The organism is Mycobacterium sp. ITM-2016-00318 (genome assembly GCF_002968285.2).
Taxonomy (GTDB): domain Bacteria; phylum Actinomycetota; class Actinomycetes; order Mycobacteriales; family Mycobacteriaceae; genus Mycobacterium.
The window spans coordinates 4,400,335-4,416,491 of record NZ_CP134400.1 but is presented as its reverse complement, the minus strand read 5'-3'; the positions used below and the strand labels follow the sequence as shown (position 1 = coordinate 4,416,491).

Annotated in this window: 19 protein-coding genes and 1 tRNA gene; 8 read left to right on the top strand and 12 right to left on the bottom strand. The window is 65.7% G+C overall.

Annotated elements, in window-relative coordinates; all coding sequences use genetic code 11:
* Positions 1-401: 401 nt before the first annotated feature.
* Positions 402-1,037 carry an MspA family porin gene (locus tag C6A82_RS21620; protein WP_105344350.1) on the top strand — a complete coding sequence of 212 codons (636 nt, stop codon included), beginning with the start codon at positions 402-404 and terminating at the stop codon, positions 1,035-1,037.
* Between the two features lie 68 nt (positions 1,038-1,105).
* On the opposite strand, the gene mscL is transcribed toward C6A82_RS21620, so the two are convergent.
* The 4 genes from mscL to C6A82_RS21600 form a co-directional block, all read right to left on the bottom strand.
* Positions 1,106-1,561 (bottom strand): large-conductance mechanosensitive channel protein MscL, encoded by a 456-nt coding sequence (mscL, locus tag C6A82_RS21615; protein WP_105344348.1) that lies wholly within the window; start codon positions 1,559-1,561, stop codon positions 1,106-1,108.
* 80 nt (positions 1,562-1,641) lie between these two features.
* Complete coding sequence (locus tag C6A82_RS21610) at positions 1,642-2,289, bottom strand: SAF domain-containing protein (RefSeq protein WP_105344346.1); 648 nt, start codon at positions 2,287-2,289, stop codon at positions 1,642-1,644.
* A 67-nt stretch (positions 2,290-2,356) separates the two neighbouring features.
* On the bottom strand, positions 2,357-2,704 hold the full coding sequence (locus C6A82_RS21605) for an FmdB family zinc ribbon protein (protein ID WP_105344344.1): 348 nt from the start codon (positions 2,702-2,704) through the stop codon (positions 2,357-2,359).
* Positions 2,705-2,839: 135 nt separating this feature from the next.
* On the bottom strand, positions 2,840-3,424 hold the full coding sequence (locus C6A82_RS21600) for a 5-formyltetrahydrofolate cyclo-ligase (RefSeq protein ID WP_233216884.1): 585 nt from the start codon (positions 3,422-3,424) through the stop codon (positions 2,840-2,842).
* Between the two features lie 63 nt (positions 3,425-3,487).
* Here C6A82_RS21600 and C6A82_RS21595 point away from each other — a divergent pair, with 63 nt between their 5' ends.
* From C6A82_RS21595 to C6A82_RS21585, 3 genes are read left to right on the top strand one after another with little or no spacing between them, the layout of a single operon-like run.
* Complete coding sequence (locus tag C6A82_RS21595; RefSeq protein WP_105344342.1) at positions 3,488-4,399, top strand: UTP--glucose-1-phosphate uridylyltransferase; 912 nt, start codon at positions 3,488-3,490, stop codon at positions 4,397-4,399.
* 36 nt (positions 4,400-4,435) lie between these two features.
* Positions 4,436-5,716: a gephyrin-like molybdotransferase Glp gene (glp, locus tag C6A82_RS21590; protein WP_105344340.1), complete on the top strand. Its 1,281-nt coding sequence runs from the start codon at positions 4,436-4,438 to the stop codon at positions 5,714-5,716.
* Between the two features lie 14 nt (positions 5,717-5,730).
* Entirely contained in the window at positions 5,731-6,384 is a 654-nt protein-coding gene (locus C6A82_RS21585) for a GNAT family N-acetyltransferase (RefSeq protein ID WP_105344338.1), read from the top strand.
* A 78-nt stretch (positions 6,385-6,462) separates the two neighbouring features.
* On the opposite strand, the gene C6A82_RS21580 is transcribed toward C6A82_RS21585, so the two are convergent.
* Entirely contained in the window at positions 6,463-7,338 is an 876-nt protein-coding gene (locus C6A82_RS21580; protein WP_105344336.1) for a hypothetical protein, read from the bottom strand.
* Between the two features lie 238 nt (positions 7,339-7,576).
* On the opposite strand from C6A82_RS21580, the gene glpR reads away from it, so the two are divergent.
* Together glpR and C6A82_RS21570 are read left to right on the top strand one after the other, a co-directional pair.
* Positions 7,577-8,668 (top strand): gephyrin-like molybdotransferase receptor GlpR, encoded by a 1,092-nt coding sequence (gene glpR, locus C6A82_RS21575; RefSeq protein WP_105344334.1) that lies wholly within the window; start codon positions 7,577-7,579, stop codon positions 8,666-8,668.
* A gap of 63 nt (positions 8,669-8,731) precedes the next feature.
* Positions 8,732-8,804: transfer RNA gene (locus C6A82_RS21570), tRNA-Ala, on the top strand.
* Between the two features lie 192 nt (positions 8,805-8,996).
* Here C6A82_RS21570 and C6A82_RS21565 read toward each other — a convergent pair.
* The 7 genes from C6A82_RS21565 to C6A82_RS21535 all read right to left on the bottom strand — a co-directional run bounded on the left by C6A82_RS21565 (position 8,997) and on the right by C6A82_RS21535 (position 12,055).
* Positions 8,997-9,191, bottom strand: coding sequence for a CsbD family protein (locus tag C6A82_RS21565; protein ID WP_105344332.1), 195 nt, complete (start codon positions 9,189-9,191; stop codon positions 8,997-8,999).
* 323 nt (positions 9,192-9,514) lie between these two features.
* Positions 9,515-10,066, bottom strand: coding sequence for an alkaline shock response membrane anchor protein AmaP (locus C6A82_RS21560; protein ID WP_142405929.1), 552 nt, complete (start codon positions 10,064-10,066; stop codon positions 9,515-9,517).
* An 8-nt stretch (positions 10,067-10,074) separates the two neighbouring features.
* Positions 10,075-10,695, bottom strand: a complete 621-nt coding sequence (locus C6A82_RS21555) for a DUF6286 domain-containing protein (RefSeq protein WP_105344328.1) — start codon at positions 10,693-10,695, stop codon at positions 10,075-10,077.
* Positions 10,692-11,063, bottom strand: coding sequence for an Asp23/Gls24 family envelope stress response protein (locus tag C6A82_RS21550; RefSeq protein ID WP_105344326.1), 372 nt, complete (start codon positions 11,061-11,063; stop codon positions 10,692-10,694). The genes C6A82_RS21555 and C6A82_RS21550 overlap by 4 nt, the downstream gene beginning before the upstream one ends.
* A complete protein-coding gene (locus tag C6A82_RS21545) occupies positions 11,056-11,235 on the bottom strand; it encodes a hypothetical protein (protein WP_105344324.1) in 180 nt (59 codons plus the stop codon). Before C6A82_RS21545 ends, C6A82_RS21550 begins: the two co-directional genes overlap by 8 nt.
* A gap of 44 nt (positions 11,236-11,279) precedes the next feature.
* Positions 11,280-11,585, bottom strand: coding sequence for a hypothetical protein (locus tag C6A82_RS21540; RefSeq protein ID WP_105344322.1), 306 nt, complete (start codon positions 11,583-11,585; stop codon positions 11,280-11,282).
* Positions 11,585-12,055, bottom strand: coding sequence for an Asp23/Gls24 family envelope stress response protein (locus tag C6A82_RS21535; protein WP_105344320.1), 471 nt, complete (start codon positions 12,053-12,055; stop codon positions 11,585-11,587). The genes C6A82_RS21540 and C6A82_RS21535 overlap by 1 nt, the downstream gene beginning before the upstream one ends.
* 627 nt (positions 12,056-12,682) lie before the next feature.
* Here C6A82_RS21535 and C6A82_RS21530 point away from each other — a divergent pair.
* Positions 12,683-13,924: a CdaR family transcriptional regulator gene (locus C6A82_RS21530; RefSeq protein WP_105344318.1), complete on the top strand. Its 1,242-nt coding sequence runs from the start codon at positions 12,683-12,685 to the stop codon at positions 13,922-13,924.
* A 127-nt stretch (positions 13,925-14,051) separates the two neighbouring features.
* A complete protein-coding gene (locus C6A82_RS21525) occupies positions 14,052-16,061 on the top strand; it encodes a fatty acid desaturase (protein WP_311101462.1) in 2,010 nt (669 codons plus the stop codon).
* The last annotated feature ends 96 nt before the right edge of the window (positions 16,062-16,157 follow it).

The following is a 16,157-nucleotide window of genomic DNA, read 5'->3' as shown; positions in this document are numbered from 1 at the left end:
TCATCATGAATGATGGTTCAAATCAGGCTAAGCGCAAGTAACCGCAGGTGAGAATGCCTAGTGGCAGGGCCTGTCACTGGTGTGCACGGGCCGATGCAGCGGTGCTGAACGGGGTTGAAGGGTGTGTATGACGCGGGCGTGTCCGAGGCGGGATACCCCCGGCTCCAGCAAACTTTGTGCCGTCCCTATCCGCACTGTCACACGTACCCGTACGCGTTGCCGCGCTGATGCCCTCCCGTTATGTTCCTCGTGTCAACGATGAGCGAAACGTAAGAAGAGAATGTGGACTCTCTCATTTGTCACACGTGTGACTCTTGCGTCGTGTGTGGTGTAGGCGTACTACCAGCACGGAAACAACTCGGTGAGCCGCGACGGTCACCGCCGACAGAGCTAGGGAGAACATGAAGGCAATAAGTCGGGTGCTGATCGCGATGGTAGCCGCCATCGCGGCTCTTTTCGCGAGCACCGGTACCTCTCACGCAGTACTGGACAACGAGATGAGTCTGGTTGACGGCCAGGACCGGACTTTGACGATTCAGCAGTGGGATACCTTTCTCAACGGCGTGTTCCCCCTGGACCGCAACCGGCTGACCCGTGAGTGGTTCCACTCCGGGCGTGCCAAGTACAACGTCGCCGGCGCCGGCGCCGACGAGTTCGAGGGCACGCTGGAGCTGGGCTACCAGATCGGCTTCCCGTGGTCGCTGGGCGTCGGCATCAACTTCAGCTACACCACGCCAAACATCCTGCTCGACGACGCATCGCTGTTCCCGGTGTTCAACCCGCTGGGCTCGGTCATCACGCCGAACCTGTTCCCGGGTGTGTCGATCAGTTCTGACCTGGGCAACGGGCCCGGCATCCAAGAGGTTGCGACCTTCTCGGTTGACGTGGCAGGCCCGCAGGGCGGCGTGGCGGTCTCCAACGCGCACGGCACCGTGACCGGTGCGGCCGGTGGCGTGCTGCTGCGTCCGTTCGCCCGTCTCATCTCCGCAAGCGGTGACAGCGTCACCACCTACGGCGAGCCTTGGGACATGGCATAACTCCCTGCCAGTCATACGGAACAGCCCCCGGCCGAAAGGCGGGGGCTGTTTTGTGCGTGTGTGCGGGTCTACGACGAGTCGGACTTCCTCGCCTTGGCGGCCTCGGCTTCGAGGGCGGCTGGTGTGGCCCCATGCCTGCCGGAGCCTGCACCGTTCTCGGACAACAGATCTCGGATCTGGGTGAGGAGCGTCAGCTCGGTTTCTGCTTCCTCGACCTTCGGGTCGCGTTCCTTCATCTTCTTGTACGGCACGATGATCACGAAATAAACAACCGCCGCGACGATGAGAAAGTTGATCGCCGACGAGAGCACTGCGTTGAGATCGATGAACTGATCTCCGCCCAGGGGGATTTTCAGGATGCCGTACTCCCTGTCGCCGCCCGCGCCAACGCGGTCGACCAGCGGCTGAACGACATTGTCGGTGAAGGAGCTGACCAATCCGGTGAACGCGGCACCGATGACGACGGCAGTCGCCAGGTCGATCACGTTCCCCCGGGTTATGAAGTCCTTGAAGCCCTTCATCATGCGTTGGGATCCTTCCTGAAGCTGTTGTGAGGCCTGGTCGGGAGGATTGACACGTTAGTCGCACTGCGGACCAGGACAGCTCAGTGAAACGTGAGGGTCACCGCCTGCATGAGCGTCGCGCCCGCGACGTCGTTGGCGGCGTGGGCAGGCAGCGCGACCAGCACGACGCGGTCCCCGCCGGCGCCGGGCCCCTTCTGCTTCTCCGACACCAGCACCACGACGGCATCGGTGGCCACCACGCGCGGATCGATGTCGTCGTCGGCGGCCGCCAGCACGTCGACCACGTCGCCGGGCCGCACGAGATCCAACAACGCCGTGTCGGACAGATGCAGGGGCACGATGCGGGCGTCCGGGCCCGCCGATAACTGTGCCAGCCGAGGGCCGAGCAGTCGCACGTCGGTCAGCACCTCGCCGCGGCGCGCCGGGCCGGCGAGAGTAAACCCGACGACGGTGTCGACGGTTACCGATGCACCATCGGGAACTGTTGTGGCCAAACGCTTTTCGAGCTTAACGTCGGCGGCGGTCAGCTCGACGCCGGGGGAGAGGTCGCGTGCAGCCACCACGATGTCGGTCTGGTCTCCGTGCGGGTCGGAACGCAGCGCGGCGACGGCGGCGAGAACGACGAGGCCTGCCGCCACCGCTCTGCGCGCGGCGACGGTGCGGGTCCAGTCCGGCCGCCGGTCGTGGATGAGCCGGCTCAACGCCGACGGATTGAGTGATTCCCCCATGGCCGCCACGCTAGACAGCAGGGCCCCGGCGGGGGCGCCGTCAGGACGGCCTGTGGATAACCAGGGGTCAGCTGGACGCTGCGGCCTTTGCGGTCGACGAGCTCGTGCTGCTGTCCGACTTCGACGAACCCGAGCCCGAGCTGTCCGACTTCGAGGAATCGGACTTCTTCTCCGACGAACTCGACGACGAGTCTTCTGAGCTGCTCTTCGCGGACCCGTTGGACGAGCTCTTGACCGCCTCGCGGCTGTCGGTGCGGTAGAAGCCGCTGCCCTTGAAGACCACGCCCACCTTGCCGAACAGCTTGCGCAGACGGCCCTCGCACTTGGGGCACTCGGTCAACGCGTCGTCGCTGAAGGCCTGCACCATGTCGAACTTGTTGTCGCACTCGGTGCACGCATAGGAATAGGTAGGCACGAAAAACCCTCCGTGATGGTCTAACTACTTAGCACTCTACCGGCTTAAGTGCTAGAACCGCTATGTGGGTCGCGTCATTCCCGTGCCGGTCTCAGCGAAGGAGAAGCAGGCCATGCGGGACGTGCTGGCGCGCTGCTAACCAAGCGCGACGAGCCCGCGGCGCGGTGTGAGCGCGTGTGTCATCGGGACGTCGTGTGCCTCGGCGGGCAGTTCGTCGACAAGTTCGTCGTCGCGCACCACCGCGACGAGCCGCGCCGCCGGACGGGCCAATGGCAACGTCCGGTCGTAGAAGCCGGCGCCGCGGCCCAGCCGAACCCCGGCCCGGTCGACGGCCAGCGCGGGCACGAACACCACAGAGGCATCGGCGATCGCCGCCGCCGGTAGCCACGGCTTCTGCGGCTCCTGCAGGCCCAGCCGGGCGGGGACGAGGGCGCCGGGTCGGTAGGGGCCCCACTGCATCGGCAGTGGCACGCCGTCATCATCGCTGCGCGCGACCGGAAGCAGCACCTGCTTGCCGAGCCGCAGCAGCATGTCCAACAGGGTCATCGAGCCGGGCTCGAATCTGATCGGCACGTAGGCGCAGACGATCGGCGCGATGCCGAGCACCTCGGGCAGATGGCCGCACAGCGCCTCGGCCTCCGCGTCGTGGACTTCCGGGGCGACCCCGCGGCGGGCCGCGAGGATCGCCTTGCGCATCGCGGTCTTGCTGCCGGACTCCACACACCAACGATGTCACGGCGCGGACGCGGGCGGCGCTCGACCGGTGGGCGATACTGTGGGGCGATGACACGCGCCCTGGTCTCCATACCGCGCACGGCGGTCGTCCCAGCCGCCGGTCTTGGGACCCGATTCCTGCCCGCGACCAAGACGGTGCCCAAGGAGCTGCTGCCCGTCGTGGACACGCCAGGCATCGAGCTGGTGGCCGCCGAAGCCGCCGAGGCGGGCGCGGAGCGGCTGATCATCGTCACGTCCGAAGGCAAGGACGGCGTCGTCGCCCACTTCGTCGAGGACCTCGTCCTCGAGGGGACGCTCGAGGAGCGCGGCAAGAAGTCGATGCTGGAGAAGGTCCGCCGGGCGCCCGGGCTGATCAAGGTCGAATCCGTCGTGCAGGCCGAGCCGCTTGGCCTGGGTCACGCGGTCGGCTGCGTCGAACCGGCCCTCGGGCCCGACGAGGACGCCATCGCGGTGCTGCTGCCGGATGACCTTGTGCTGCCGACCGGCGTGCTGGAGACGATGTCGAAGGTGCGGGCCAAGCGCGGCGGCTCGGTGCTGTGCGCCATCGAGGTGCCGAAGGAAGACATAAGCGCCTACGGCGTATTCGACATCGAACCCGTCACAGACAGCAACAATCCCAACGTCTTACGGGTCAGGGGCATGCTCGAGAAGCCCAAGGCCGATGATGCGCCGTCGCCCTATGCCGCCGCCGGCCGCTACGTGCTGGACCGCAAGATCTTCGACGCCCTGCGCCGGGTGCCGCGGGGTGCGGGGGGCGAGATCCAGCTGACCGACGCGATCGCACTGCTGATCGACGAGGGCCATCCGGTACACGTCGTCGTGCATCGCGGGGATCGACACGACTTGGGAAATCCCGGAGGCTACCTCAAGGCTGCGGTTGACTTTGCCTTGCAACGCGACGACTACGGCCCGGATCTGCGGCGGTGGTTGGTGGAACGGCTGGGGCTGGTCGACTGCTGACGCGTCCCTGGCCCCGCGACTTCAGAAAGGCGTCTTGTGCGTTCGGTTGAGGAGCAACAGGCACGAGTCACGGCCGCTGCGGTAGCCCCCCGACCGGTGCGGGTCGCGATTGCAGAAGCACAGGGCCTGATGTGCGCCGAGGAAGTGGTCACCGAGCGCCCGCTGCCGGGCTTCGACCAGGCCGCCATCGACGGGTACGCGGTGCGAAGCGTCGACGTGCTCGGTGTGACGCCGATCCGCGGAGCAGACGACGACGGCGAGGATACGGCCGACGAGGGCGAGCAGCAGGTCAGCCTGCCCGTGATGGGGACGATCTCAGCGGGTGAACGCACGCCGTCGCGGTTGCAGCCGCGGCAGGCCGCCCGTGTGCAGACCGGCGCGCCGATGCCGACGCTCGCCGACGCGGTGCTGCCTCTGCGCTGGACCGACGGCGGACAGTCGCGGGTGCGGGTGCTGCGGCCGGTGCGCTCGGGTGCGTACGTCCGCCGTACCGGCGACGACGTCCAGCCCGGCGATGTGGCGGTGCGCGCGGGCACGATCATCGGTGCCGCGCAGGTCGGTCTGCTGGCGGCGGTGGGCCGCGAACGCGTGCTGGTGCATCCGCGGCCGCGGCTGTCGGTGATGTGCGTCGGCGGTGAGCTGGTCGACATCTCGCGCACGCCCGGCAACGGGCAGGTCTATGACGTCAACTCTTACGCGCTCGCCGCGGCCGGCCGGGATGCGGGCGCCGAGGTGAACCGCGTCGGCATCGTCGACACAGACCCCAAGGAACTGCGCGACGTCGTCGAGGGTCAGATCAACCGCGCCGAGGTGGTGGTGATCGCGGGCGCCGTCGGCGGGGCGGCCGCCGAAAGTGTGCGCGCGGTGCTGTCGGAGATCGGCGAGGTGGAGGTCACCCGCATCGCGATGCACCCGGGTTCGGTGCAGGGGTTCGGTCAGCTCGGCGTCGACGGCGTGCCGGTGTTTCTGCTGCCCGCCAACCCGGTCAGCGCGCTAGTGGTGTTCGAGGTGATGGTGCGGCCGCTGATCCGGCTGTCGCTGGGCAAGCGGCAACCGATGCGGCGGGTGGTGCAGGCGCGCGCGTTGTCGCCGATCACCTCGGTTGCCGGCCGCAAGGGGTATCTGCGCGGGCAGCTGATGCGGGATCAGGACACCGGCGAGTACCTCGTGCAGGCGCTCGGCGGCGCGCCCGGTGCGTCGTCGCATCTACTTGCGACGCTGGCCGAGGCGAACTGTCTGGTGATGGTTCCCAGTGAAGCCGAAGAGGTTCGCACCGGCGAGATCGTCGACGTCGCCTTTCTCGCGCAGCGCGGGTAAGCGACAATCCCGTCGTGACCCTGTGGCGATCGTCTGCGGCCCACCCGGGCTGGCCGATATCGTGCGGGCCGATCCGGGTTCCCGGTGGGGTGGTCAAGCTGCGGCCGGTGCGGCTGCGCGACGGCGCGGTGTGGAGCCGCATCAGGCTGGCCGACCGTGCGCACCTTGAGCCGTGGGAGCCGAGCACCGAAGTCAATTGGGATGTCCGGCATTCGATTACACAGTGGCCGACGGTGTGCTCAGGATTGCGGTCGGAGGCGCGCAAGGGTCGGATGCTGCCGTATGTGATCGAGGTCGACGGCGAGTTCGGCGGCCAGCTGACGATCGGCAACGTCACGCACGGTGCGTTGCGGTCGGCCTGGATCGGCTACTGGGTGGCCACGTCGCACATCGGCGGGGGAGTGGCGACAGCGGCGCTTGCGCTGGGCATGGATCACGCGTTCGGCCCGGTGCGGCTGCATCGACTCGAGGCGACGGTGCGGCCGGAGAACGCCGCGAGTCGTGCCGTTCTGGCCAAGGCGGGCTTCCGCGAGGAGGGTCTGCTGCGGCGGTACCTCGAAGTCGACGGCGCGTGGCGCGATCACCTGCTGGTGGCGATCACGGTCGAGGAGATCAACGGCTCGGTGACGTCGCTGCTGGTGCGCGACGGGCACGCGAGCTGGGCCTGAGGCGTTCGGTTCGGGTTCGGGTTCGCGACTGTGCGTCTGCGTACGCAACACGCCGCAGCCGCGTCAGTAGGCGCACAGTCACCACGTCTGTGGGCAGCCGCGCGCGACGAGTGCAGCGCCGACGCGCCGCAACAGCGTTCTCGAAGCGTTGTGCACCATGCCGCTCGTCACCCGGAAATCGGTCCACCCGATTTCGGCCAACCGCGTGTAGCGCTCGGCGTCCCATCGCCGCTGTCGCGGATCCGTCCAATGGTGTGCGCCTTCGAAGTCGACGCCAACCAGGTAGTCGCGCCAGCCCATATCGATGACGGCCACGAGAACTCCGTAGTCGTCGACGACGGGTATCTGCGTTTCGGGCCGCGGAAATCCACTGCGCACGAATAGCAACCGCGTCAGCGACTCGTAGGGGGATTCGGCCCCGCCGTCGACGAGCTCGAGCGTTCGGCGGAGCTGCTCGAGGCCGCGGACCCCCGGATGCCCAGCGATCACGTCTTCGACGTCGCAGACCTTGACGTCGGTGGCGTTCATCAGAGCGTCGACACGCTGGACGCCCTCGACGAGTTCACGACGCCTGGCGATGTCGAAAGCGGTACGGGCAGCGGTCGTCACGCGCATTCCGTCCACGCGTTGGATCTCGCATGCCGCGGCGGTGTCGGTGTGCACCGTCAGCATCGGCGGGGGCCGCCGGTTGGTGTGGATCATCTCGGCGGGCAGTGCCGGGTCGATCCACTTGGCGCCCAGCATCGCAGCGGCGGACAAGCCGGCGACAACCCCGCATCGGCGAGACCACAACCAGGCTGCGATCGCGCGCTGAGCTGCAGAAAGCTCCGCGCCTCGCGGAATGTGCACCGCCGGGTAGACCGGCGTGTAGAACCTCTTGAGCTGCCGGGCCGTCAGCGCTTCGGCTTCGACGGCTTCCCATCCGCGCAGCGGCCATTCGAGTTCATCCCCCATGGCCGGAGCGTGCCGCCGGACTCCGACACAACCGGCCGACTGTGCGGATTTGTCCACAGGGTCGGCGATTCGCGTATGCACGCGCACAGTCGCCCTGCTTAAGAGGCCTGTGGCAAATGTGACATAAGTGACTGTTGGTGCTTGTCACCAGCGAATTACAGGTGTGTAATTGTCTCGGCGCCCCAATGACGGACGCGCTGGTCACGGACCTAGCCTGATGGGGAAAGGAGCAGGCGTCATGCCGAGCATCCCCCAGTCCCTCCTTTGGATCTCACTTGTCGTGCTCTGGCTCTTCGTTCTGGTTCCGATGCTGATCAGCAAGCGCGACGCCGTCAGGCGGACGAGCGATGTGGCGCTGGCGACGCGGGTCCTCAACACCACCACCAGCGCACGGCTGCTCAAACGCGGGGGACCGGCGTCGGGGCATCGCAGCGACCCGGCCTGGCGACCGTCCGAGGACGACCTAGACGAGACCTTCGACGACGACGATTTCGACGACGACTACGAAGACGAGGAAGACGACGAGTCGGAGAAGACGGTGGTGCTCGCGGCGCCCGTCGTCGAGGTCGCCGAACCCGAATACCTCGACGTCGATGTCATCGAGGAGCCGGTGGGCGCCCTGCCGGTTGGCGCGTCGGCTGAGCAAGAGCTCGCTGAAAGCGACGAGCTGACACTGAATTTCGAGGAACCCGACGACGGCGATGAGGCCGACGAGGTCGTCGAGGTCCAGGAGTCCGAAGAGGAGAACGTCGACACCGCGATCTACGAAGTCGCGACTGACGAATACGAAGATGACGACGCGGACGACGGTACCGCCGACGAGTACGAGTACGTCGACGACTCTTCCGGCCTCGAGGCAGCTGCGGAAACCGATCTGCGGATCGCGGACTCGATGGGGGCCTCGCGGCGGCGTCGCTACGACCCGGCGAAGGCCGCGGCGATCAGCGCCCGAAAGTACAAGTTCCGCAAGCGGATGCTGGCGTTCATGACGCTGATGATGATGGCGTCGGCGGCCTACGCGTACTTCCAGGCGCCGTGGGGCTGGTACGTGTGCGGCGGCACCGGCGCGGTGACACTGCTCTACTTGGGCTATCTGCGGCGTCAGACGCGCATCGAGCAGCGGTTGATGCGGCGCCGGGCAACGCGGGCGGCACGCGCGCGCCTCGGCGTCGAGAACACCGAGGACCACGACCTCGACCTGGTGCCGGCACGGCTGCGCAGGCCGGGTGCGGTGGTGCTTGAGATCGACGACGAGGACCCGATGTTCGAGCACCTCGACTACGCGCCTGCGATGCATGGATACGACCTGCCGAGGGCGGCCGGGCAGTAGACGTCCGCGGTCCTGCCGGTTTCCGGCGGCAGCGGGTGCACTGGTAGCCTGTGCTACCGACCAGGGGCTATGGCGCAGTTGGTAGCGCGACTCGTTCGCATCGAGTAGGTCAGGGGTTCGATTCCCCTTAGCTCCACTGACCCGACACCTTCGCGTCCTTACTCGAACCCCGCGAAGTCATTCGGATCGCTTGCGGTTTCCGGGATTCAGGCGCAGCTGTAGTCCGCCGCGCATGATCAGGCAAGCCTATCGTGCCAACCGCTGCGGTTGGCGTCCTTTCTCGCGAGTTAGAGCAGTGTCAGCCGCATCTATGCCCCTGCACCCCCGCCTACTTCTGCTGCCTGCGTCGCTTGGGGCGGAACGCGTCCTTGATCTTTTCACCAGCGTCTTTCAGATGCGATCCGCGCTGATCGCGTCCGCCTTGATTTTCAAGCGCGGGGTCTCCGATGGCACGGCCGATTGTCTCTTTCGCCTTGCCCCTGAGCCGCTGCACTTTGTTACTGGCCTTATCGGAACCGCTCATGGCTCATCACTCTCTCTGCTGCTCCCCGAACGGGGGATCGTCGAACGTTGTCTACCCAGTCGGGTGTGCTTGCAGTCGTCCTCGTAACAATTCCCCACCGTCGTTGCCGGCTGGCTGCACCTACAATTACCACCGCGGCAACACCGCACTCGGAGGCCAACCACCCGCCACCCGCGTACCTAACCTCTCGAATCAGTACGGCTAGACGATTAAGCGCTTCCCCGGGGGCGGCGTGCCAGCTAGCTGGTCGCCAGTACCGGTGCGCTGCCATCCCAGCGTCCAGACCTGCGTGCACCACCGAGGCGATGCTCACCTCTGAGCAGTCAGGCGAGGCGTCGCTCGGCGCGGCGTTTGGTGTCGACGTGCAGTCGAGTGCGAACGACTATGGCGTCGCCGAGCATGCCGGTCGCAGTCGTCGCGATGTCATCGGCGGCGCGAACCGCCTCTGCCAGTGTCTCGGCGGAAGACGCGGTTGCTTTCAGCTGAATACTCGGCGCGCCGCGGTCGACGATCGCCGAACCTTTCGCCGAGCGTACCGCCGGATGACTGCTCAGCTGGTCGGCGGCGGCGCTCGCCAGCGACTTGAGGTCGGCGGTCAGCCTTCCCGTCTGGTCGCTTCCGGGCAGCGTCAGCGGCCTAGGGCGTTCGGCGGGTCCCCGGCTAAGCAGCCAGCGCATCCCCAACGGCACCAACACCACGCCGGCGGCGCCCGTGGCCCATGGCCACCAGGCCGACCCGGCTGCGGTTGCCAGACCCGGAGCGGTCAACACGGTGGCATTGTCGACGTCGACAACGGCCCACGCGAGGAAACCGACGCCGATCGCGAGCAAAAGAAGACCCAGTACAAGGGTGCCGAGGCGGTCGACGCCGGTCACGAAGGGTCTCATCGGCGTCCTCCGGTGCTCACACGGACTTTGATTCTGGGGGCGTCGGTCAGCGGCGCAAGCGCGTCGGTGACCGCGCCGCTCACCGCAGCACGCTGCTCGGCGGGATCAGCACCAGTTGTGCGGGCGCGGACGGTGATTTGGCGGCGACGCGCGCGAGCGTTGGCGTCCACGACGCCGGGGACCGAGCGCGCCGCGGCCGCGGCCACCCGCTCAGCGTCGGAGAGTTCGAGATAGACGCTGGAGCGTGCGGACAATGCCACCGCGCGTTTACGGCGTGGCTTGAGCGCCAGCACCACGCACAACAGGCCCAGCAGTGCTGCGATGATTCCGACCGGCACCATCCAGCCGTGGAAAGTCTGCCCGTCGATCCAGTCGACCGTCATGCGGGTCCACAGCCGGCCGTCTATCCAGCCGGCCGCGACGATGCCGTCGCGGATGCCGACCGCGCCCAGGACCACCAGCGCTATCCCGCACAGCGCTCCGAGATAGGACGCGGCCAGCGGTGCGACGGGGACGGGGGCGGCCGCAGGAAGCGCCGTCGACCGGTCGTGATCGCCGCCTTGCCATTGGTCGGGAGTGCGGTCGGCGCCGCCTTGCCCGAGGTCGGTGGTGGTCATTGCAGCACCCGGGCGGGCGTGGTCTCAATTTCCGAGACCACCTTCGAGACGGTGACATCAACGCCGTCGACCTCCAGCCCGGCCAACCGGTGCAAGGCCGTGCCGACGTTTTGCCGCACCGCCGCGCCGACGTCTGTGAGCGGGCAGGGCCAAGGCACCGCAACGTCGACGGCCGCGCGCACCCGATCCGCCGAGATCATTACGGTCACCTTGGGCAGCTCGCGACCGATCAATTTGGTCATCGTTGCGTCCTGCGGCAACACGCCCGCGGTGTCGCGGGCAGCACGAACCGCGATGCGCTGAGCAACCCTGTCCTTGACGACGAGTGTTCCACGATCGCCGGGATCAGCGTCTGACGGCTCAGCCACGGTCGCGACCCCGCAGCAGCGCCATCACGTCGAATTCCCCGTCGCGCTGCCCACCGATGATGTAACCAATCACGCCGAGCACGAGCGCGATCAAAAAGCCGGTGAAACCGCCTGCGGCGGCGGCCAATCCGAGCAGCAAGCCGGCGATCAGTCCAACTGTGCTAGTGGTCACTTTGTGTCCTTCCCAAGAGAGATGATGGCCTCATGTCGAAAGTGTCACCGCGGCTGGCCGCGGATCACGTCTTCGACGGTGACATCTATGACGGTGGCGTCGGGCAGTTGCGCAGCGATGGCGGCACGCACCGCAGCGGCGGTGTCGCGCAAGGAGGCGCCGAACACCACGCAGATGTGCACCTGTACCGCGCCGTCGTCGATGCGGATGCCGGGCACGCGCCGTCCGGGCAGGTACGTGCCGACTTCACCGAACATGCCCGGGTGCAGGTCGGCCACGCCGGGCACCGCCCGCACCGCCGCCGCGACGCGGTCTGCCGGCTCGTTCGGCGCCGGGGTGCTAGCCGTCATTACTGCACTCGGGCGGGTCCGGCATGCTCGTCGGCGTCATCCTCGTCTTCGAGATGCACATCGTGAACGGTGATGTTGACCTCCGTGACTTCGAGCCCGGTCATCCGCTCGATAGCTGCGATCACATTGCGGCGTATCCCACTAGCGAGGTCAGTCATGGCCACCCCATATTCGGCGATGATATCGATGTCGACGGCGGTCTGCCGTTCCCCGACCTCCACCGAAACCCCTTGCCCCTGATTGACGCTGGCGCCGGGGATGCGTTCGCGCAATTGCCCGACCATGCGGGCGGCTCCACCGCCGCCGAGGGCGAAGACACCGTTGACTTCACGCGCGGCGATGCCGGCGATCTTGGAGACGACGGTGTCGGCGATCGTGGTCGTGCCGTGCGAACTGCTCAAAACGTTTTCGCTCGACGGCACCGCGCCTGCTGCGCCTGTGGTCTTTGACGCCGATTGAGCACTTGTCATAGTTATCCCCGCTCCCGTTGCGTTCGAGTTGTGACGTCTGATTAGACGCTCGCTGTCCGGCGAAACGAATGCCGCACATGATGTGATGTGGATCACAATATCGTAGTGCAGTAGCGGTGGCCATAGACCAGCGCTGCGGCGGTGTTATCGGCGATGGCGACTCCGTTCTTCGCATCGGATAGTGCGTGAGACACCTAACCGCTTGGTCCGGTAACGGCGCCGAAGACGGCGTGTGTGTTGTCGCCGTAAACACCTTCGTGTGTCCCTACGGGGCAGCGATGCTTAGCCCCATCCTGGGCGGGGCCGCAAATGCACGCCGAAGCGCCGCAGCGACGGTCGTATGGGAGATGCCGTAACGAGCACCGACCTGCTGAGTGGTTTGCCCGGCTTCGTATCGGGTCGCGATGTCGGTGACGTCTTGGGCGTTCACGAGCGCTTCGAGCGCGGTTTCGGGTTGTTTTGCGGTGAGAGAGGTGATCGGGCTGGCGATTCATTGACGCGTTTTCGCATTTCGGCCCATTTTGGACCCGCGGACCGGTTTGCGTCCCCCAGTCACTCAACAAGTGCGGTGCTGCGTCGACAGCGAACGGCCGGCTGTCGCAGTTCTGTCGACGTTAGTGTGCTGTCATGGACGCGCTAGAGCCGGCCCACGGCGCGGACGCGGGAAGGGGTATCGCTGCGTCTCTGCTGACGAATGTGTCCAGCCTGGCCGAGGACATGCACGCGTACATAGTCGAGCGGATACCGGAGGTCGGCGGGGATGCTGAGCTTCGCGGCCTGTCCCTGGGATCGTGCTCGTCGAATCTCGAAGCGGTACTTTCGATGTTCCGTCATGGGATTGACGTGGCGGCTGCGGAGGCGCCGGTAACTGCGCTCGAACACGCGCGAGCAATGGCATCACGAGGGCACAGCGTCGATGTGATGCTGCGGTTCTATCGGTTGGGTCATGAGTACTTCACCGAGAAGCTTTCCGACTGGCTTACTGACAGAATCGACGACCCCACTGCGGCACTGAGAACGTTCATCGATCTCGAGCGGTACGGGTTTCGATACATCGACCGCATCTCCAGTCTGGTGGCTGCCGAGTACGTCGCCGAGCTCGACCGACGCCAGAACCAGGCAAGAGCCGAGCGCGACGACGTCGTGCGGGCACTGCTAGCCGGCGAACGTGTCGATCTCGCTCGGGCCGAACGAGTGCTCAGCCACCGGCTCACCGGTCGACAGATCGGTTTCGTGTGCTGGGCCGACGACCGCGGCGTCGACCTCGAGGGATTCGCCAGGCAGGTTGGTAGGTATCTCGGGGTGAGTCACTCACTCGTCGTGGCCGACGGCCCAGTCGCGGTGTGGGGATGGGTATCGATGACGGGAGACGTGAGGACTTCGCTGACGGGCATGGCGACGGAGTTTCCCGGCGAACGCGAAAACGTTCACATCGCGGTGGGCTCGGCACATCCGGGGGCTGCGGGCTTTCGCACCTCCCACCTCGAGGCGCTACGCGCTCGCCGGATCATCGAACTGTCGGGGCGCGCAGCGCCATCGATCACCGAGTTCAGCGACGTTGCGTTGGTGGACGCCATCTCGCGCGACCTGGATGCGGCGAGGGCCTTCGTTGCCGCTCAGCTCGGCGATCTCGCCCGAGACGATACGAAAGAACGCGGCGAGCGCGCCGCACTCCTGGCCGTTCTCGACGCGCAAGGGAGTCTGACGACCGCAGCACGCACCTTGGGCATCCACAAGAACACGGTCCTGCAAAGGGTGCGTCGTGCCGAAGAGCGCAGGGGCCGGCCCGCAACGATCAAAGTCGCCGAACTGCACGCCGCCCTACTCGTGTGCGACGTGCTGGGGGCCTCGGTTTTGCCCGAATCATAGCCTCACTTGCTGGAGCCTGAGCGCGCCGAATGTGCTAGCAGCACACCGTAGAGGGCCGAGGGGGTCTTGTTGACCGACACCGGCCGTTCGTAGGTTGGCATCTGACCCCGAAGCGCGAAGGACTCCGATGCTGACTACGACCCAACCGTCCAAACCCCCACTAGTGGCCTCGCACCACGCTTTGCCAAATCCGGGCGAGCAGGTTCCTACGCTGTCCTGGCCGATAGTCGGCATTTTCACACTCGCGCTTGCGCTCTTCGGCGCATCAACGTGGGCTGCCCTCACCGACACTTTGCCTGCAATTGCCACTATCGCCGCGAACTCCGCAGCAATCTTCGTCCTGTTCACCGTGTTGCACGACGCCTCGCATTACTCGATCAGCTCACATCGCTGGGTCAACGTCGCCTTCGGTCGCGTAGCGATGTTCTTCGTCTCGCCTCTGATTTCATTCAAATCGTTCGCGTTCATCCATATTGAGCACCACCGCAACACCAATGAGGGTGGGTCCGATCCCGATCACTTCGTCAGCGCCGCACCCTGGTGGCAGCTACCCGTCCGCTTCCCGGCGATGGATCTGCCATACATCGGTTTCTTGGTACGTAACCTGCGCAGGCGCCCACCTGCGGAGATTCTCGAAACGGTGGCCTTGATGACCTTTTCGGTGACAGCCATCGTGTTGGCTGCCTTCACCGGACACCTGTGGATGCTCGCGCTGATCTACCTGATTCCCGAGCGGGTGGCGATGTTCGTACTGGCTTGGTGGTTCGACTGGCTGCCACACCACGACCTGGAAGAGACCCAACGCGAGAACCGCTATCGCGCGACCCGCAACCGCGTCGGCTCAGAGTGGATCCTCACGCCCCTGTTGTTGTCGCAGAACTATCACTTGGTCCACCACCTACACCCGTCCATTCCCTTCTACCGCTACGTCGCGGCATGGCGACGCAATGAGGACGCCTACCTCGAGCGCGATGCGGCAATAAGCACCGTCTTCGGGCAGCAGCTAAACGCCCCGGCGTACCGCGAGTGGAAACGCCTCAACGGCAAACTAGCCGCGCTGCTGCCAGTCCGAATGCCGCGTTCCTCCGCCGCGCGCCATGCCAGCACCCACCCGATCCCTGTCAAAAGCGTGGAGCCCCTGACACCAGACAGCGTCAAAGTCACTTTCGACGTTCCCGATCACCTCAGCGCCCAATTCCGATTCCAGGCAGGTCAACACCTGACGGTTAGACACCACATCGGTGGGCAGGAAGTGCGACGAAACTACTCGATTTGTACCTCGGCCACATCGGGACAACTGGCGATCGGCGTAAGGCGCATCGACGGAGGGATGTTCTCCACCTTCGCGGTCGAAACATTGCGAGCCGGTGACGTCCTGGAGCTGATGACGCCCACGGGTAGCTTCGGCGCACCCCTTGATCCACTCGCACGGCGCGACTATGTCGCTGTAGCGGCCGGGAGCGGCATCACGCCCATCATGTCGATCATGCGCACCACCATGGAGATTGAGACGGAAAGCTGCTTTACCCTCTTCTACGGCAACCGAACCGCAGAGTCGACCATGTTCGCCACCGAACTCGATGAGCTCGAATCTCGATATGCAGACCGGTTACGCATCTTTCACATCCGCTCCGCAGAGGCGCACCACCCCGCCTCTCTTCGCGGTCGCATCGACCTGGCGATGATTCAACCCCTGCTCGCCGGCGATCTTACTTCGATCGACCGCTGGTACCTGTGCGGCCCAAGCGATCTCGTCACGACAATGCGCGATGACCTCGCATCTGTTGAGGTGCCGACCGAGCGGATACACCTCGAACTGTTCCGCGGCACGAACCGACCCGCACACGTCGATGACTTTCCCAAGTCAGAAGTGACCATCACGCTGTCCGGCGCGAATCACACCGTGGAACTCGCCGCGGGTGAAACCGTCCTCGAATCCGCGCTGAAAAACAACATCGACGCGCCGTACGCCTGTCTCGGCGGCGCGTGTGGCACTTGCAAAGCCAGGATCACAACAGGAGCAGTATCGATGGAGCAAAATTTTGCACTTAACAGAGCCGAGGTCGAGGCCGGCTTCATACTGACCTGTCAATGCCATCCCACCACCCCAACGGTCGCAGTCGACTACGACAGCTGAGCCGACACATGCTCGAACTCCGCTAGAAAATTGCAGTCGTCACCGACCGGACGGACGAGCAAGTATGTCGTCGAGGCGCTTTGCGACGTGACTCCT